Consider the following 18,578-nt stretch of genomic DNA (forward strand, 5'->3'; position numbering starts at 1 on the left):
CGACCGCCTCACCACCGTCCTGCGCCCCAAGACCGACGCCGCCTGGCACCTCCACGAACTCACCCGCGACCACCCCCTCACCCTCTTCGTCCTCTTCTCCTCGCTCGCCGGCACGCTCGGCAACGCGGGCCAGGCCGGCTACTCGGCGGCCAACCACTTCCTGGACGCGCTCGCCCAGTACCGCCGTGCCCACGGACTCCCCGCCGTCTCGCTCGGCTGGGGGCTGTGGGACGTGGCGGGCGGCATCCAGTCCGGCGCCGCCGGCCGGCTGCGGCAGTCGGGCCTGCGGCCCCTCACCCCGGCCGCGGGCACGGCACTGTTCGACCGGGCCCTGGCGACGGGGCGGCCGGTGAGCCTGCCCGTACAGCTCGACCTCAGGGCGCTGCGGGCCGGTACGGAACCGGTTCCGGCGATGCTGCGGAGCCTGGTCGGCCGCCGGTCCCGCCGGGTGGTCCGGCGGGGCGAGGGCGACCAGGGGGCGCTGGCCGCACGGCTGGCCGCCCTGCCCAGGGCCGAACGGCTCGACCACGTCACCGACCTGGTGCGGACCTCGGTGGCCGCGGTGCTCGGGTTCGGCGCCGGCGAACGGGTGGGCGAGAGCGTCCCCTTCCGCGACCTGGGCTTCGACTCGCTGACCTCCGTCGAGCTGCGCAACCAGCTCTCCTCGGCGACCGGGCTGCGCCTGTCGCCCGGAGTGGTCTTCGACCATCCGACGGTCACCGCCCTCGCCGAGCACCTCCTGGCCGAGCTGAGCGACGAGCTGCCGGCCCGGGCCACCGCCGTCGCCGCCTCGGTCACCGGGAGCGGCGGCGAGAACGAACCCGTCGCCATCGTCGGGATGGCGTGCCGCTTCCCCGGCGGGGTCAGCACCCCCGAGGACCTCTGGCGGCTGGTCGCCGACGGCGTGGACGCCATCTCGGACATGCCCGGGGACCGCGGCTGGGACATCGACGGGCTCTGGAACCCCGACCCGGACACGCCCGGCACCTTCTACACGCGCCAGGGCGGGTTCATCGACGACCCCGCCGGGTTCGACGCGTCGTTCTTCGGCATCTCGCCGCGCGAGGCGCTGGCGATGGACCCGCAGCAGCGGCTGCTGCTGGAGACCTCCTGGGAGGCGCTGGAGAGCGGCGGGATCGACCCGCACTCGCTGCGCGGCAGCGACACCGGCGTCTTCACCGGACTGACCGCCCAGGAGTACGGCGCCGGGGCCGGCGCGGCCGAGGGCGGCGCCGAGGGGTACCTGCTGACCGGTTCCACCACGTCCTTCGGTTCCGGCCGGATCTCCTACACCCTCGGTCTGGAGGGCCCGACGCTCTCCATCGACACCGCGTGCTCCTCGGTGCTGGTGGCCCTGCACCTCGCCTCCAACGCGCTGCGCAGCGGCGAGTGCGGCCTGGCCCTGGCGGGCGGCGCGACGGTGATGGCCCAGCCCATCGGATTCATCGAGTTCTCCAGGCAGCGCACCCTCTCGCCCGACGGCAGGTCCAAGGCGTTCGACGAGTCCGCCGACGGCACCGGCTGGTCCGAGGGCGTCGGCCTGTTCGTCCTGGAGCGGCTGTCCGACGCCCGGCGCAACGGGCACCAGGTGCTCGCGGTCGTCCGGGGCAGCGCGGTGAACTCCGACGGCGCCTCCAACGGCCTGACGGCGCCCAACGGGCCCTCGCAGCAGCGGGTGATCCGGCAGGCGCTGGCCAACTCCGGCGTCGCACCGTCCGAGGTCGACCTCATCGAGGCCCACGGAACCGGCACCCAGCTCGGCGACCCCATCGAGGCCGAGGCCCTGATGGCCACCTACGGCCGGGCGCGGCCGGCGGACGACCCGGTCCGCCTGGGCTCGGTGAAGTCGAACATCGGGCACGCCCAGCACGCGGCGGGAGCAGGCGGAATCATCAAGGCGGTCATGGCCCTGCGGCACGGTCTGATGCCCAAGACCCTGCACGTCAACAAGCCGACGCCCGCGGTGGACTGGTCCTCGGGAGCGCTCGAGCTGCTGACCGAGGCCCGCCCCTGGCCGGAACTCGACCGGCCGCGCCGGGCCGCGGTGTCGGCCTTCGCGCTGAGCGGCACCAACGCCCACGTGATCCTGGAGCAGGCACCCGAGGAGCCGGCCCCGGCCGAGGCGCCCGACGCGGTGTCTCTGCCGGTGGTGCCCTGGGTGCTGTCGGCCAAGTCGCCGGGCGCGCTGCGGGAGCAGGCCGCACGTCTGCTGTCCGTGGTGGAGGCCGACGACGCGCCCGACCCGCTCGACGTCGGCTCCTCCCTCGCGGCCCGCACGGTCTTCGACCACCGCGCCGTGCTCGTCACCGGCGGCGGCTCCGAGGCCACGGCCGCGCTGCGGGCGATCGCCGCGGGCGACGCCCTGGCCGCCGGCGAGGGCCGTACCGCGTTCCTGTTCACCGGCGACTCCGACGCCGGCCCCGACACCGAGCTGTACGAGACGCTGCCGGTCTACGCCAAGGCGTACGACGAGACCCTCGCCGGGCTCGGCACGGCGGACGGACCGGACGGACCGGACGGACCGGGCGAGAACGCGGCCCGGTTCGCGGCCGAGGTCGCGCTGTTCCGGCTGCTGGAGTCCTGGGGCGTCGCGTTCGGCTGCGTGGCCGGGGCCGGGACCGGCGAGATCGCCGCCGCCCACGTCGCCGGAGCCCTCCAGGCCGCCGACGCCGCCCGGCTGCTCGCGGGCGCCGACGGCACCGGTACGGCGTTCACGCAGCCGCGTGTGCCGGTGGTGTCGCTGCGCACCGGCCGGCCGCTCGCCGAGGGCGACGTGCCGGGGACGCCGGGCACCGGGGGAGCGGCCGCCGCCGAGCGGTGGATGCGGGAGCAGCGGGTGACCCGCTTCGTCGAGTCCGGCACCCGGCGGGTCATCGAGGACTCGGTGCTCCTCCTCCGGGACGGCACGTCACGGGTGCGCACCGTGCTCGAAGGCGTCGGTGAGCTGTTCACCTCCGGCGCCGCCGTCGACTGGCCGGCCGTGTTCGCCGGCACCCGGGCCCGCCGGACCGGCCTGCCCACCTACCCCTTCCAGCGGGACCGCTACTGGCCCGCGGTGTCCGCCGACGCCGCCCGCCCGGCGACCGGACAGACCGGCGGGCACCCCCTGCTCGGCGAGCCCGTCGCCGTCGCGGGCCGGGACGAGCTGGTGTTCACCGGCCACCTCTCGCTCGCCACCCACCCCTGGCTCGCCGACCACGTGGTCTCCGGCGTACCGGTGCTGCCCGCCGCGGCCCTGGTCGACCTGGCCGTCCGGGCCGGGGACACGGTCGACTGCCCGGTGCTGGCGGACCTCACGGTCGCCGAACCGCTGGCCGTGCCCGAGCGGGGCGGCGTACGGACACAGGTCGTGACCGGCGCCCCGGACGAGGCCGGGCGGCGGACCGTGGGCGTCTACAGCCGGCCCGCCGAGGCGCCCGGCGCCGGCGGCGCACCGGGGGAGTGGACCTGCCACGCCACCGGCACGCTGGCCCCGGCCGCCGACGAGCCGGAGGCCGAACCGGCCGCCTGGCCGCCCGCCGGCGCCCGCGCCGTGGACTGGGACTACGCGGACCTCGCCGACGCCGGGTACCGCTACGGCCCCGTGTTCCAGGGCGTGGAGTCGGTACTGCGGCGGGGCGGGGAACTGTTCGCCGAGGTCCGGCTGCCCGAGCGGGCGAGTGCCGGCACCGACGGGTTCGGCATCCATCCGGCGCTGCTGGAGGCCGCCGTGCAGCCGCTGCTCGACGGCGGCCCCGCCGACGCGCCGGACGGCACGGTCCGCCAGGTGCTCGGCTGGGAGGGCGTGACCCTGCACGCCACCGGCGCGACCACCCTGCGCGTGCACCTGACGCCCGCCGGGGCGGACTCCTTCCGGCTGGCGGCGGCCGACGAGTCGGGCCTGCCGGTGCTGGTGGCCGAGGCGGTCAGGCCCGGACCGGTGAGCCTGGCCCCGGCCGCCGGACCGGTGTCCGTGCCCTCCGGCGCGGCCTCGCTGTTCGAACTGGGCTGGGTGCCCGTCGAGCCGGTGGACGACGAGGAGGCGGAGAGCCTGCTCGCGCTGCTCGGCGACGACACGGGCGGCCTGGCCGGGATCGCGCCGCTGCGGTTCGACGACGTCGCCGAGGCGGCGGCCTCCTACACCCCGTGGGACGTGCTCGTCCTCCAGCCCTCGGGGCCGGAGGCGGCCGGTGGCCCCGTGGCCGCCACGCACCGGGCCGTACTGCGGGCGCTCGGCGCGGCCCAGTCGTGGCTGGCGCAGGAGGACCTGCCGGACAACCGCCTGATGGTGGTCACCAGGGGGGCGATGTCCGTCGGGGACGGGGACGAGGTCCGGGACCCGGCCGGTGCCGCGGTGTGGGGTCTGCTCCGGTCCGCCCAGGCGGAGAACCCCGACCGGATCGTCCTGATCGACCTGGACGACGACGAGGACTCGGCCGAGCTGCTGTTCCTGGCGGCCCAGACACGGGAGCCCCAGCTCGCCGTGCGCGGCGGCAGGATGTTCGCGCCGCGGCTCGCGCCCGCCACCGCCTCCGGCACGCCCGCCCCGGCACCGGCGCCCGGCGGCACGGTGCTGGTCACCGGCGCGGACGGAGAACTGGGCGCGCTGTTCGCCCGGCACCTGGTCACCGGGTACGGCGTGGAGCACCTGCTGCTCGTCGGCCCGCCCGGATCGGACGCGTCCCTCGACGGCCTGCGCGAGGAACTGGCCGTCCTCGGCGCGGACGCCACGGTGGCCGCCCGCGACCTGACCGACCGGGAGGCCGTACGCGCCCTGCTCGCCGGCGTCCCCGCCGACCAGCCCCTGACCGGGGTGGTGCACACCCGGAACGTCCTGGACGACGGGGTGTTCACCGCGCTGACCCCCGAACGGGTCGCCGACGTGCTGCGGCCCAAGGCGGACGCGGCGTGGCACCTGCACGAGCTGACCGCGGACGCGCCGCCCGCGCTGTTCGTGCTGTTCTCCTCGGTGGTCGGCATGCTCGGCAGCCCCGGGCAGGCCAACTTCGCCGCGGCGAACGCCGCTCTGGACGCGCTGGCCGCCCACCGCCGGGCGGCGGGGCTGCCCGCGGTCTCGCTGGCCTGGGGCCGGATGGTGGAGGGCGGGGCACCCGGACTGCGGGTCATCGCGCAGGACGAGGCCCTCGACCTGTTCGACGCCGCGCTCGGCACCGGGCACGCCGTCGTCGCACCGGCCCCGCTGGACCTGCCCGCGCTGCGCCGCGCCGCGCCGGTCGCGCCGGTGCTGCGGGCGCTGGTGCCGCGCGCCGAGCGCCGCAAGGCCGGCGCCGACCTGCCCGCCGACCGGTTCGCCGGGATGAGCAGGGCGGAGGCCGAACGGTACCTGAGCGACCTGGTACGGGCCGAGGCGGCGGGCGTGCTCGGCCACGCGGCGCCGGAGAGCCTGCAGTGGGAGGTGTCCTTCCGGGACTCCGGGTTCGACTCGCTGTCCGCCGTGCAGTTCCGCAACCGGCTGGCCGAGCAGACCGGGCTGTCGCTGCCGACCACGCTGGTCTTCGACTACGCCGCGCCCGGCGTGCTCGTGGAGCACCTGCTCGAACGGCTCGACCTCACCGACGGGGTGAGCCGGCGCTCCGCCCTGGCCGAACTGGACAAGCTGGAGGCCGTCCTGATGGCGGTCCCGGTCGACGGGGCCGACGACGGGGAGTCCGGGCACACGGAGATCGCCGCCCGGCTCTCCACCATCCTCACCCGCTGGAACAAGGTCTGGTCCGACGCGCGGCCCGACGCGGGCACCGGCACCGGCGAGACCGATCTGGCCGACGCCACCGAGAACGAGGTCCTGGACTTCATCGACCGGGAGCTGGGCCGCTCCACCGCACAGCCGAACCGCTGAAACCGCAGGAGACATCAGGAGACATGGTGAACGCACCCATCCGATACGCCGAAGCACTGCTCACCGGAATGCTGGGCACCTTCGGTCTGGACGCCGAGTACGTCCGGGCCGAGAAGAACTCCCTGTTCTACCGGGACGACACGGGCGCGGAAGTGCAGGTGCTCGACCTGCTCGGCGGCTGGGGCTCGCTGATGCTCGGGCACAACCACCCGCAGATCGTGGCGCACGCCAGGGAACTGCTGGACAACGGGGCGCCGGTGCACTCCCAGCACTCCTCGCACCCGGTGGCCGACCAGGTCGGCGCGGTCCTCAACGGCATCCTCGGCCGGGAGCTGCCGGGGTCCGAGCCGTACTCGGTCATCTTCGCCAACACCGGCGCCGAGGCGGTCGAGGCGGCGGTCAAGCACTGCGAGTTCGACCGCGTGCTGCGGATCAAGGCCCTCGTCGAGGAGATCGAGTGGAACGCCTCGACGGCACTGGCCGCGGTGGCCGGCGGTACGGCCGAGCTGCCCGACGACACCTCGCTGCTCCCGGGTGACGTGCCGGTGCCCACGAGCGCCGAGGAGTTCGGCGAGCTGCTCGGCGCCGTCGCCGCGCACAACATGGCCCGGGCGGGGACCGGCCCGGTCTTCTTCGCGCTGGAGCGGGCCTTCCACGGAAAACTCGTCGGCAGCACCCAGTTCACGTACAACCCGCAGTTCCGGGCGGCTTTCGCCACGCTCGGCCCGACGGTGCGGTTCGTGCCGCCGAACGACGCGGAGGCGTTCGAGAAGGCCGCCTCCGAGCAGCGGGTCACCGTGCTCGACGTCCAGGTCGTGGACGGCCGGGTCACGCTGGTCGAGCGCGACTTCCCGGTCGTCGCCGGACTGATCGTCGAACCGATCCAGGGCGAGGGCGGCATCCACGAGCTGACCGCCGAGTACGCCGCCCGGCTGCGGGAGATCTGCGACGAGATCTCCTGCCCGATCGTCGTCGACGAGATCCAGACCGGGATGGGGCGCACCGGGAAGTTCTTCGCCAGCGCCCACATCGGCCTGGCCGGCGACTACTTCCTGCTGGGCAAGTCGCTCGGCGGCGGCATCGGCAAGACCTCCGCCATGCTGGTCCGCCAGTCGCGCTACCGTCCCGAGTTCGAGCTGGTGCACAGCTCGACCTTCGCCAAGGACGGCTTCACCACCGCCCTCGCGCTGCGCACCCTCGAACTGCTCGAGGCCGAGGACGGCGCCGTCTACGACCGTGCCGCCGAGCGCGGCGAGCGCATCCTCGGCATGCTGCGCGAGCTGGCCGAGGAGTACTCCGACGTCGTCGTCGACGTGCGCGGCCGCGGCCTGCTGATCGGGCTGGAGTTCGCCGACCAGAGCGGGTCCGCCTCGCCGCTGATCCGGGAGCGGGCGCTGGCCGGTCTGCTCGTCTTCCAGCTCGGCAGCTACCTGCACCTGGTCCACCGCATCCGCACCGGTCCGACGGCGAGCGTGCCGAACATGCTGCGGATCGAGCCGTCGGTCCACATCAGCGACGAGGAGATCGAGCAACTGCGCACCGGTCTCGTCCAGGTCTGCGAGATCCTGCGCAACCAGGACGCGCTGCCGCTGGTCCACCCGCTGACCGGGGGCGGCGAACTGCCGCGCGCCGTCCGGGACTTCCGTGCCGCGTCGGCCGAGGAGACCGCCCCGGCCGACCGGAAGGCCGCGCTGGTCAGCCCCGTGCTGACGCCCGACACGCTCAGGGAGCTGGAGCCCTCGCTGGCCGACCTGGACGACGACCGGCTGACCGCCTACGTGCGGCGCTCCGAACTGCTCAAGGACCTCCCCGCCTTGGCGCCGGTCCGCTTCGACTCGCCGCAGGGCACCTCGGTGGACCTCAGCGTGTACCCGCTGCTCGTGACCCCGCAGCAGTTGCGGGAGTACCAGGTCACCGGCAACACCTTCCTGATCGGCGCGGACCTGGACCGCCGGGTGCGCGCGGCGAAGGCCGACGGCTGCGAGACCGTCGGCATCGGGTTCGGTCTGGGCGGGGTCGTCGGCCACGGCAGTGCGCTCAGGGTGCCCGGGGTGCAGCTCACCACGGGCGGTGCGCTGGCGGTCGGTTCGGCCCTGGTCGCCGCCCACACGGCCGGCGTCGAGAAGTACGGCGAGGTCTACGGCCTGACCGTGGCGGTCGTCGGGGCCGGTGGCCGGATCGGTTCGGCCCTCGCCGCGATGATCTCCGCCGAGGTCCCGCGGGTCATCCTGGTGGGCAGCGGACGCGAGGGCTCCGCCGACCGGCTCCGGGCGACCGAACTGCGCATCTACCAGGAGGCGTGGCAGCAGATCGCGGCCGGCGGCGACCTGCTGGGCATCCCGAAGCTGCTGGCCGCCGAGCCGCTCGTGGCCGGCTGGCTGGCCGAGGGACGGTCCGGCGACGAGCCCAGCGGCGAGGCCATCGCCGCGCACCTCGCCGAGGCGTACGACGTGAATCCGTTCGTCACGGTGACGGATGATCTTTCGGCCGTGCAGAATGCCCAGGCGGTGTTCACGGCGCATTCAAGCCCCGTTCCGGTACTTGGCGAAAAATATCTCGCCGAGGGTGCGATCCTCTGCGATTTGTCCTTTTTCGGCCCCGGTGCCGAGTCCGCCGCGGCGAGTTCTCGAAACGATGTGCATTACGTTCGGGGCGGTGTGCTTTCCGTAGTCAATCAAGGTATTCTTCCGCGTGGCGTCAGTGCCTCACTGGGTGCGGGTGAATTGCTGGCAGGGGTGGCGGAAGTAGTCACACTCGCGTTGTCCGGGAGCAGTGGATCCACGGGAGACGGACCGATTACTGGCGAGCAGGTGCACGCCATTGTCGAACTCGCCGCCCAGCACGGATTCGAGACGATCTCCACCTGACGTCTGCCGAAGACCGGTTTGCCGAACCGTCCCCCATGGTCCGGCCTGATCAACAAAGGGTAAGTCGAATGTCAGAGTCAGCAGATGCCGAGCCGAAGGTGGCGGCGGAGGGTCCTCCCGATCCCCACCACGTCAATCGCTGGAAGATCCTCGCGGTCATCGGGATCGCGCAGTTAACGATCTTCCTTGACACGACGGTGGTCAACATCGCGCTGCCGTCGGCGCAGGCCGACCTCGGGTTCGGCGACGGAGACCGGCAGTGGGTCGTCACGGCCTACGCGCTCGCCTTCGGAAGCCTCCTGCTGCTCGGCGGCAGGATCGTCGACCTGCTCGGCGCCAAACGGTCGTTGATGGTCTCGATCGTCGGCTTCGGCCTCATGTCGGTGCTGGGCGGCGCGGCCAACGGCTTCGCCATGCTGGTCACCGCCCGTGCGCTGCAGGGCGCGTTCGCCGCGCTCGTCGCGCCGGCCGCCCTGTCGTTCCTGCTGACCGCGTTCAAGGACCCGAAGGAGCGCGTCAAGGCCTTCGGTGTCTACGGCGCGCTGGGCAGTGGCGGGCTCGCGCTCGGCCTGGTCCTCGGCGGTGCGCTGACCGACTGGCTGGACTGGCGCTGGTGCCTGTACGTCAACGTCATCTTCACGGCGGTCGTCTTCATCGGCTCCGCGATGACCATGCACCACCAGCAGGCCGAGCACCGGCCGGAGAAGCTCGACCTGCCCGGCACGGTGACGGCCTCGCTGGGCCTGTTCTGCCTGGCCTTCGGCCTGTCCAACGCCGACGACGGCGAGTGGGGCGGCGCGGACGTGTGGGGCTACCTCCTGGTGAGCGCGGTCCTGCTGGTCTCGTTCGTGCTGCTGGAACTGCGCTCCAGGAACCCGCTGCTGCCCGTGCGGATCGTGCTCAACCGCAACCGCGGCAGCGCGTACCTGGCGATGTTCCTGCTGGGCATCGGCCTGTTCGTCCAGTTCCTCTTCCTGACCTACTACCTCCAGCTCACCCTGGAGTTCTCGGCGATCGAGAGCGGTCTGGCCTTCCTGCCGATGATCGTCGGCATCGGCATCGGCGCGACCACCATCCCGCCGATCCTGGAGCCCAAGCTCGGAGTGCGCGTCCTGATCCCGGCCGGTCTGGTGCTGGCCGCGGTGGGGTCGTTCTGGCTGAGCCGGCTCACCACCGACAGCTCCTACGCCGGCGGCATCCTGGTCCCGTCGCTGATAGCCGGTGTGGGCTTCGGTCTGGTGGTCTCCCTGGGCGCCGCCGTCGCCACGGTCGGTGTCCAGCCCCAGGACGCGGGTGCCGCGTCGGCCCTGGTCAACACGGTGCAGCAGGTGGGCGGCTCGATCGGCACCGCGCTGCTGAGCACCCTGGCGATCACCGCGGCGGACTCCTTCGTCAAGGGCAAGACGCCGACTCCGCAGCTCGCCGCCGAAGCGGCCGTGGAGAGCTACACCACGGCCTTCTTCTGGGGCGCGGTGGTCTTCCTCGTCGGAGCCGTGGTCTGCGGCGCGCTGTTCGACCGCGACGTGACCGCGCAGAGCGACGGAGAGGTCGGGGAGACGGCCGCCGTGCCCAGCCTCTGATCCCTCCGTCCGGTCCGGAAACCGGCCGTCCGCCGGCACTTGGTCCCAAGTGCCAGTGCGGCGGCCGGTTTCTGGGTTCCCGGCGCTTAGTCCCCGGGGGGCCCAGCCGATTGACTTGGCCGCAGGACGTGGTGCGGTGAGCCCTCCCGGCTCGGTGAGGACCTGCGCCCCACAATCGAAGGAGGACTTCGTGACTGCAGTGGCCGGTGAGCGGGCGGACGGAACGACCGGACAGGCGGTCGATGCGGAGGAACTGGTCAAGCGGGCCCGCGACCTCGCGCCGTTGATCCGGGAGCACGCGGCGAAGACCGAGGAGGACCGCAGGCTCGCCGAAGAGGTGGTGGTCGCGCTGCGCGAGGCCGGACTGTTCCGGCTCACGACGCCCGCCAAGTTCGGCGGGTACGCGCTGTCGATGCCCGACCTCCTCAGGATCATCGCCGAGGTCGGCAAGGCCTGTGGGTCGGCCGGCTGGAACCTCGCCATCGACACCTCCTCGACCCGGTTCGCGCTCAACGCGCTGTCGGACGAGGCGGTCGCCGACATGTTCGACGGCAGCCCCGACGCCTACGTGATCTCCACGGCCCACCTGGGCACCACCAAGGCGTACCGGGCCGAGGGCGGGTACCGGATCACCGGCACCTTCCCGTGGAGCTCCGGCTGCGAGATCGCGGACTGGGCCTACATCCCCGTGGTGAACGTCTACGACGGCGAGACGCCGACCGCCGACCTCGTGGGCGTCATCGTCCCGATGGGGGACCTGAAGGTCGAGCGCACCTGGCACGTGGCCGGCCTGGCCGGCTCGGGTACGCACACGGTCGTGGCCGAGGACGTGTTCGTGCCGGACCGCCGGTCGGTCCCGTTCGGCTTCTCGGACCTGCCGGGCGAGGACGAGCGCGACAGCATGCTCATCCAGGGCAGCGCCCAGTCGCTCGCCGCGATCGTGGGCGCGGCCCAGGGGGCGCTCGAGGTGACCCGCCAGGCGCTGGCCAAGGGCCGCCCGATCACCTACGTCAACTACGAGAAGGCGGCCGACGCCCCCGCGGTGCAGATGTGGTTCGCCGAGGCCTCGCACCTCATCGAGACCGCCGCCCTGCACCTGAAGGAGATCGGCCGGTCCGTCGACGGCATACCGGAGACCCAGGCGGTGCCGTGGGCGGAGCGCGCGCGGATCCGCATGCACGAGCGGTCGGCCCACGAGAAGTCGCGGGCCGGTGTGGAGAAGCTGCTCGACGTCGTCGGCGGCAGCGCCTTCGCGCTGTCCAACCCGCTGCAGCGCCTGTGGCGCGACATCGCGGTGATGAGCCGGCACACCTCGCTGAACGCGCCGATGATTCTCGAGGACTACAGCCGCGCGCTGCTGGACGTCCGCCCCTCCATGACTCTTCTGTACTGAGGCGGTATTCGGCCATTTTCGCGGTGTGGCCGTCCGGCTGAGTCGGTTGAGGCACCGGTGTTACCCGGCGATCGGGAGAGACAAACGGTCGCCGGGTAATACCGGTGCGTATTTTTTGTTTTTGACGCAATGCTTTCCGTCCGGGATTGCCGCCAGTCACCAGATTCGCTCCCGACTTTTGGCTCCGTGAAACAAGCAGTCCGGTCGGCGCACCTTGTTGACTGAACGGCATGAGACGGATCGCCGTGGTCGGATTGGCTTGTCGGTTGCCTGGGGCCGTCGACGGCCGCGCATTCTGGCAGTTGCTGCGCGACGGAACCGATGCCGTGCGTCAGGCGCCGGAGGACCGGTGGCAGGGCGCCGGGCTGCCGCACCGCCGTGGCGGCTTCGTGGACGGCATCGACCGTTTCGACGCCGCGTTCTTCGGGGTCTCACCGCGTGAGGCGGCGGCGATGGACCCCCAGCAGCGCCTGATGATGGAGCTGGCCTGGGAGGCGCTGGAGGACGCCCGGATCCTCCCCGCCGACCTGGCCGGCGGAGACACGGGCGTGTTCGTCGGCGTCATGTACGACGACTACGCCGTCCTCCAGGACCGGCTCGGCGAGGCCGGGATCGGCCGGCACACCATGACCGGCGGCCGCCGCGCGATCATCGCCAACCGGATCTCCCACCACCTCGGCCTGCGCGGACCCAGCCTCGCGGTGGACACCGCCCAGTCCTCCTCGCTCGTCGCGGTCCAGACGGCCTGCGAGAGCCTGCGCCGCGGCGACTGCCGGCTGGCCGTCGCCGGAGGCGTCAACCTGAACATCCTGGCCGAGACGACCCTCGGCGCGGCCCGCTTCGGCGGCCTGTCGCCGGACGGCCGGTGCTACACCTTCGACGCGCGGGCCAACGGGTTCGTGCGCGGCGAGGGCGGCGGCGCCGTCGTCCTCAAGCCGCTGTCCGACGCCCTGGCCGACGGCGACGACATCTACTGCGTCCTCGAAGGCGGCGCCGTCAACAACGACGGCGCGGGCGAGGGCGAGCACACCGGCCTCACCGTGCCGAGCAGGACCGCGCAGGAGGAGGTGGTCCGGCAGGCCTACCGCCGGGCCGCCGTCGGCCGGCGCCGCGTGCAGTACGTGGAACTGCACGGCAGCGGAACCAGGGTGGGCGACCCCGTCGAGGCCGCGGCGCTCGGCGCCGCGCTGGGCAGCGTCCGCCGGGAGCAGGCGCCGCTGCCGGTGGGATCGGTGAAGACCAACATCGGCCACCTGGAGGGCGCGGGCGGCATCGCCGGCCTGATCAAGGTGGCGCTGAGCATCCGGCACCGGATGCTGCCGCCCAGCCTGAACTTCGCCGAGCCGCACCCGGACATCCCCCTCGACGACCTCGGGCTGCGGGTGCAGACCGAGCTGACCCCGTGGCCGTACCCGGACAAGCCGCTGGTCGCGGGCGTGAGTTCGTTCGGCATGGGCGGCACCAACTGCCACCTGGTGGTCACCGAGCCCCCGGCCACCGCGCCCACCCCCCTCCCGGCCCCCGCCGCCGAGACGCCCGCCCCGTCCGGTCCCCTGGTGTGGCCGGTGTCCGGCCGGACACCCGAGGCACTGCGCGCGCAGGCCGCCCGGCTGCTGGCGGCCGTCGACGAGGAGGACGCCTCCGCGGCCGACGTCGGCCTCTCCCTGGCCACCACCAGGACCGCCTTCCGCCACCGCGCCGTCGTGGTCGGCGCCGACCGCGCGGAGCTGCGGCAGCGGCTCGCGTCACTCGCGGGCGGCGAGCCCGCCGGCGGCGTGGTCGAGGGCCTGGCGGGCCATCCCGGGAAGGTGGTGTTCGCCTTCCCCGGACAGGGCGCCCAGTGGGCCGGGATGGCCATGGAACTCATGGACGCGGCACCGGAGTTCGCCGAGTCCATGCGCGCCTGCGAGCTGGCCTTCGCGCCCCACGTCGACTGGACGCTGAGCGAGGTGCTGCACGACGAGGAGGCACTGCGCCGGGTACGCCGCCCGCGTGGTGACCCTGCGCAGCCAGGCGCTGCTGGAGCTCTCCGGCGGGGGCGCGATGCTGTCGGTGCTGCGCTCGGCGGCCGAGGTGCGCGAACGGATCGCCGACTGCGCCGGGCAGGTGTCGGTCGCGGCGGCGAACGGGCCCTCGTCGGTGGTGCTCTCCGGTGCCCCCGAGGTCCTGGACCGACTGGTCGCGCGGTGGTCCGAGGAGGGTGTGGAGACCCGGCGGATCGCCGTGGACTACGCCTCCCACTCGCCGCAGGTCGAGCCGATCCGCGAGCGGCTGCTCGCCGTGCTGGACGGCATCCGGCCGAGGGCGTCGGCGGTGCCGTTCTACTCCACGGTCACCGGCGCACCGGTGGACACCACCGAGCTGGACGCCGCGTACTGGTACCGCAACCTGCGGCAGACCGTGGAGCTGGAGCAGGCGACCACCACGCTGGTGCGGGACGGGCACACGGTGTTCGTCGAGTGCAGCCCGCACCCGGTGCTCCTGCCGGCCCTGCGCGACACCGTGGAGCAGACCGGCGTCGGCCCGGCGGTCGTCGCGGGCTCGCTGCGCCGCAACGACGGCGGGCCGGAGCGGTTCCTGACCTCACTGGCCGAGGCGTACGTGCGCGGCGTCGGGGTGGACTGGGCCCGGGTGTTCGCGCTGCGCGGCGCCCGCACGGTGAGCCTGCCGTCCTACGCCTTCCAGCGGGAGCGCCACTGGCTCACCGGCCCCGGCACCCGGGCCGTCGTCGCGGACCCGGCACCGGCCGAGGAGCACCCCGCGACCGCACCCGCGACCGCACCCGCCGCCGAACCCGCACCCGCATCCGCGCCCGGGGCCGCCGCCCTCACCGGGCCCGAGGCGCTCGCCCTGGTGCGCTCGACGCTGGCCGTCGTGCTCGGCCACTCGGGCGGCGACGCGGTCGACCCCGGCACGACCTTCAAGGAACTCGGGGTCGACTCGCTGTCCTCCGTGGAACTGCGGGACCGGCTGAGCGCGGCCACCGGGCTGACCCTGCCCGCCGGAGTGCTCTACGGGCACCCCACTCCGGCCGAACTCGCCGGGCACCTGGCCACGCAGGCCTCCGGCGAGCAGGAGGCGGCCGAGCCCGTCACCGGCACCTCGGCCGACGACCCGATCGCCATCGTCGGCATGGCCTGCCGGCTCCCCGGCGGCGTCGAGTCGCCGGACGACCTGTGGCAACTGGTCCTGGACGGCACCGACGCGATCTCGTCCTTCCCCACCAACCGCGGCTGGGACATCGACCGGCTCTACGACCCGGACCCGGAACGGGCCGGCACGAGCTACACCCGGCAGGGCGGCTTCCTGCACGACGCCGACCGGTTCGACCCCGAGTTCTTCGGCATCTCGCCCCGCGAGGCGGCGGCCATGGACCCGCAGCAGCGGCTGCTGCTGGAGACGTCCTGGGAGGCCCTGGAACGCTCCGGCATCGACCCCGGCAGCCGTCGCGGCACCCCCGTGGGCGTCTTCGTCGGGGCCATGGCCCAGGAGTACGGCCCCCGCCTCGACGCCGCGCACGCCGAGTCCGACGGCTACCGGCTGACCGGCAGCACCGTCAGCGTCGCCTCCGGCCGGATCGCCTACACGCTCGGCCTCCAGGGACCCGCCGTCACCGTCGACACCGCGTGCTCCTCGTCGCTGGTGGCGCTGCACCTGGCGGTGCAGGCGCTGCGCGCGGGGGAGTGCTCGCTGGCCCTGGCCGGCGGTGTCGCGGTGATGTCCACCCCCGGCATGTTCGTGGAGTTCAGCCGCCAGCGGGGGCTGTCCGAGGACGGCCGCTGCAAGGCGTTCTCCGCCGCCGCGGACGGCACCGGATGGGCCGAGGGCGCCGGGGTGGTCGTGCTGGAGCGGCTCTCGCAGGCCCGGCGCGAAGGGCACCGGGTGCTCGCCGTGGTCCGGGGGAGCGCGGTCAACCAGGACGGGGCGTCCAACGGACTCACCGCGCCGAACGGCGTCGCCCAGGAGCGGGTGATCCGCCAGGCACTGGCCGGAGCCGGTCTGTCCCCCGGGGACGTCGACGTGGTCGAGGCGCACGGCACCGGCACGACACTCGGCGACCCGATCGAGGCCGACTCGCTCGCGGGCACCTACGGCCGCGGCCGGGAGCCGGGACGGCCGCTGCTGCTGGGGTCGCTGAAGTCCAACATCGGCCACACCCAGGCCGCCGCGGGCGTCGCCGGGGTGATCAAGATGGTCCAGGCGCTGCGGCACGAGACGGTGCCGAAGACACTGCACGCCGACGAACCCACCCCGCACGTGGACTGGTCCGCCGGCACCCTGGAACTGGTCACCGAGACCCGCCGGTGGCCGCAGACCGGCCGGGTGCCCCGGGCGGGCGTGTCCTCCTTCGGGATCAGCGGCACCAACGCCCACGTGATCATCGAGCAGGCACCGCCGGAGCCCGAGCCGGAGCCCGAGCCCGACCGGGCCCCCGGGGCGCGGGGCGGTTCCGTCTGGCCGTGGGTCCTGTCCGCGAGCGACGCCGACGCCCTGGCCGACCAGGCCGCCGCCCTGCTCTCCTTCGTCGACGCCCACCCGGGACAGCACCCGGCCGACACGGGCTTCTCCCTGGCGTCCGCCCGCTCCGGCCTGCCCCACCGGGCCGCCGTCGTCGGAGCCGGCCTGCCCGAGCTGCGCGACCGGCTGGCCGCCCTCGCCGCCGGCACCGACGTGCCCGGGGTGGTGCGCGGCACCGCGCGCCAGACGGACGGCGTCGTCTTCGTCTTCCCCGGCCAGGGATCGCAGTGGGCCGGGATGGCGGTCGAACTGCTGGATTCGGCACCGGCGTTCGCCGAGTCCATGCGCGCCTGCGAGCTGGCCTTCGCGCCCCACGTCGACTGGACGCTGAGCGAGGTGCTGCACGACGAGGAGGCACTGCGCCGGGTGTCTCGGTGGCCCTGTCCGAGGACGAGGCCGCCGCCCGGCTGGAGCGCTGGGAGGGCCGGCTCTCGGTCGCCGTGGTGAACGGCCCCGGCGCCGTGGTCGTCGCCGGTGAGGTGGACGCGCTGGACGAGCTGGTGGCCGCCTGCGAGGCCGAGGGAGTGCGGGTCAAGCGGCTCCCGGTGGACTACGCCTCGCACTCGGCGCAGGTGGAGCGCATCGAGGCCGAACTGGCCGAGGTCCTGGCCGGGCTGTCCCCCGTGCCCGCCAGGATCCCGTTCTACTCGACGGTGACCGCCGGAGTGCTGGACACCACCGCCCTGGACGGCGGCTACTGGTACCGCAACCTGCGCCACCAGGTCCGATTCGCCGAGACGGTCGGCGTCCTGGCCGAGCACGGGCACTCGGTCTTCGTCGAGGTCAGCCCGCACCCGGCGCTGACGGCCGCAGTCGAGGACGCCGGGGACACGGTCGCGGTCGGCTCCCTGCGCCGCGGCGACGGCGGCCCCGAGCGGTTCACCACCTCGCTGGCCGAGGCGTACGTGCGCGGGGTCCGCCCCGACTGGCACGCCGTCTTCCCCGGCGCCCGGCGGGCCGACGTACCCACCACCGCGTTCCGGCGGCGGCGGTACTGGATCGACGCGGCACCGGCCGCGGGGACGGCCGACGTGGCCGCGGCCGGACTCGACCCCGCGGACCACCCGCTGCTCGGCGCGGTGGTGGAACTGCCCGACTCCGGCGGCCTGGTGCTCACCGGCCACCTGTCCGGGCAGGCCCAGCCGTGGCTGTCCGACCACGGGCTGGGCGAGACGGTGCTGCTGCCCGGCGCCGCCTTCGTCGAACTGGCCGTCCGGGCCGGCGACGAGGTGGGCCTGGACCGGGTGGAGGAGCTGACCTGCGAGGTGCCGCTGGTGCTGCCGCCGCACGGCGGGGTCGCGGTACGGGTCACGGTCGGTGAGCCGGACGGCGCCGGACGCCGCGAACTGGCCGTGCACGCCCGTCCCGCGGACGGGTCCGGCGGCTGGACCCGGCACGCCGCCGGGGTGCTCGGCTCCGGACCGGGCGAGGAGTTCGACCTGACCGCCTGGCCGCCGCCGGGAGCCGTCCCGGTGGACTGGGACGGCGGCTACGACCGCTGGACGCGGCTCGGCTACCACTACGGCCCGGCCTTCCAGGGGCTGCGCTCCTGGTGGCGGCGGGACGAGGAGATCTTCGCCGAGGTCGCGCTGCCCGCGGAGCCCGCCGCCGACGCCGGCCGGTTCGGGCTGCATCCGGCGCTGCTGGACGCCGCGCTGCACGCGGCCGTCGGGGACGGCCCGGACTGCCGGCTGCCGTTCTCCTGGCAGGGCGTGTCGCTGCGGGCGGCCGGCGCCACCACGCTGCGCGTGCGGATCACGCCGGACGGCGAGGACACGGTCTCGCTGCGGCTGGCCGACGGCACCGGCGCGCCGGTCGCCTCGGTGGAGTCACTGGCGCTGCGGCCGATGCCCTCCGGCGAACCGGCCGGCGGGCCCCCGGACGCGCTGTTCCGGGTGGACTGGGTCGAGGCCCACGTACCGGACACGGTGCCCGGACCCCGGCCCGGGGCGGCCGTCGGCGCCGACGTACTCGGGGTCGGCGTGCCCTCCCACGCCGGCCTCGGCACCCTCGCCGACGCCGGGCCGGTGCCCGAGGTGGTACTGGCCGCGCTGGACGGGGAGTCCACCGCGGCCGGCGCCCACGCCGTGGCCGGGCGGGCGCTGCGACTGGTGCAGGAGTGGCTGGCCGACGAACGGTTCGCCGCGTCGAAGCTGGTGCTGCTCACCCGGAACGCGATGGCCGTCGAGGCGGACGGGGCGGAGGACCCCGGGGTGGCGGGCGCCGCCGTGTGGGGACTGGTGCGCTCCGCGCAGCGCGAGCACCCCGGCCGGTTCGTCGTCGTCGACCTGGACGGCCACGAGGCGTCGGCCGCCGCGCTGCCCGCCGCGCTGGCCACCGGCGAGCCGCAGCTCGCGCTCCGCAAGGGACGGCCGCTGGCCCCC

At 74.2% G+C, this 18,578-nt stretch carries 5 protein-coding genes and 2 pseudogenes; all 7 read left to right on the forward strand.

Annotated features, from left to right (window positions below; all coding sequences use genetic code 11):
- Positions 1-5,836 (forward strand): type I polyketide synthase (locus IG88_RS0136630; RefSeq protein ID WP_051852211.1); only part of this gene is annotated, 5,836 nt, incomplete at its 5' end.
- Positions 5,837-5,859: 23 nt separating this feature from the next.
- Complete coding sequence (locus IG88_RS39610; RefSeq protein ID WP_037837489.1) at positions 5,860-8,703, forward strand: aminotransferase class III-fold pyridoxal phosphate-dependent enzyme; 2,844 nt, start codon at positions 5,860-5,862, stop codon at positions 8,701-8,703.
- A gap of 68 nt (positions 8,704-8,771) precedes the next feature.
- The gene (locus IG88_RS0136640) at positions 8,772-10,283 is read left to right on the forward strand and encodes an MFS transporter (RefSeq protein WP_051852212.1); all 1,512 of its coding nucleotides are present in this window, start codon (positions 8,772-8,774) and stop codon (positions 10,281-10,283) included.
- A 190-nt stretch (positions 10,284-10,473) separates the two neighbouring features.
- Entirely contained in the window at positions 10,474-11,676 is a 1,203-nt protein-coding gene (locus IG88_RS0136645; protein ID WP_158854206.1) for an acyl-CoA dehydrogenase family protein, read from the forward strand.
- 230 nt (positions 11,677-11,906) lie between these two features.
- Positions 11,907-13,598 (forward strand): annotated as a pseudogene (locus tag IG88_RS45030) (type I polyketide synthase); the annotation flags it as partial.
- 70 nt (positions 13,599-13,668) lie between these two features.
- Positions 13,669-16,641 carry a type I polyketide synthase gene (locus tag IG88_RS45035; protein WP_051852213.1) on the forward strand — a complete coding sequence of 991 codons (2,973 nt, stop codon included), beginning with the start codon at positions 13,669-13,671 and terminating at the stop codon, positions 16,639-16,641.
- Positions 16,620-18,521: pseudogene (locus tag IG88_RS45385) on the forward strand (acyltransferase domain-containing protein); the annotation flags it as partial. The gene IG88_RS45035 and the pseudogene IG88_RS45385, both read left to right, overlap by 22 nt.
- Positions 18,522-18,578 lie beyond the last annotated feature (57 nt).

It is taken from the genome of Streptomyces sp. NRRL F-5650 (genome assembly GCF_000721365.1).
GTDB lineage: Bacteria > Actinomycetota > Actinomycetes > Streptomycetales > Streptomycetaceae > Streptomyces > Streptomyces ardesiacus.

What these genes read in the sequence shown, in the direction of transcription:
- IG88_RS39610 (WP_037837489.1), top strand. Translation starts at nt 5,860, where the DNA reads ATGGTGAACGCACCCATCCGATACGCCGAAGCACTGCTCACCGGAATG.
- IG88_RS0136640 (WP_051852212.1), top strand. Translation starts at nt 8,772, where the DNA reads ATGTCAGAGTCAGCAGATGCCGAGCCGAAGGTGGCGGCGGAGGGTCCT.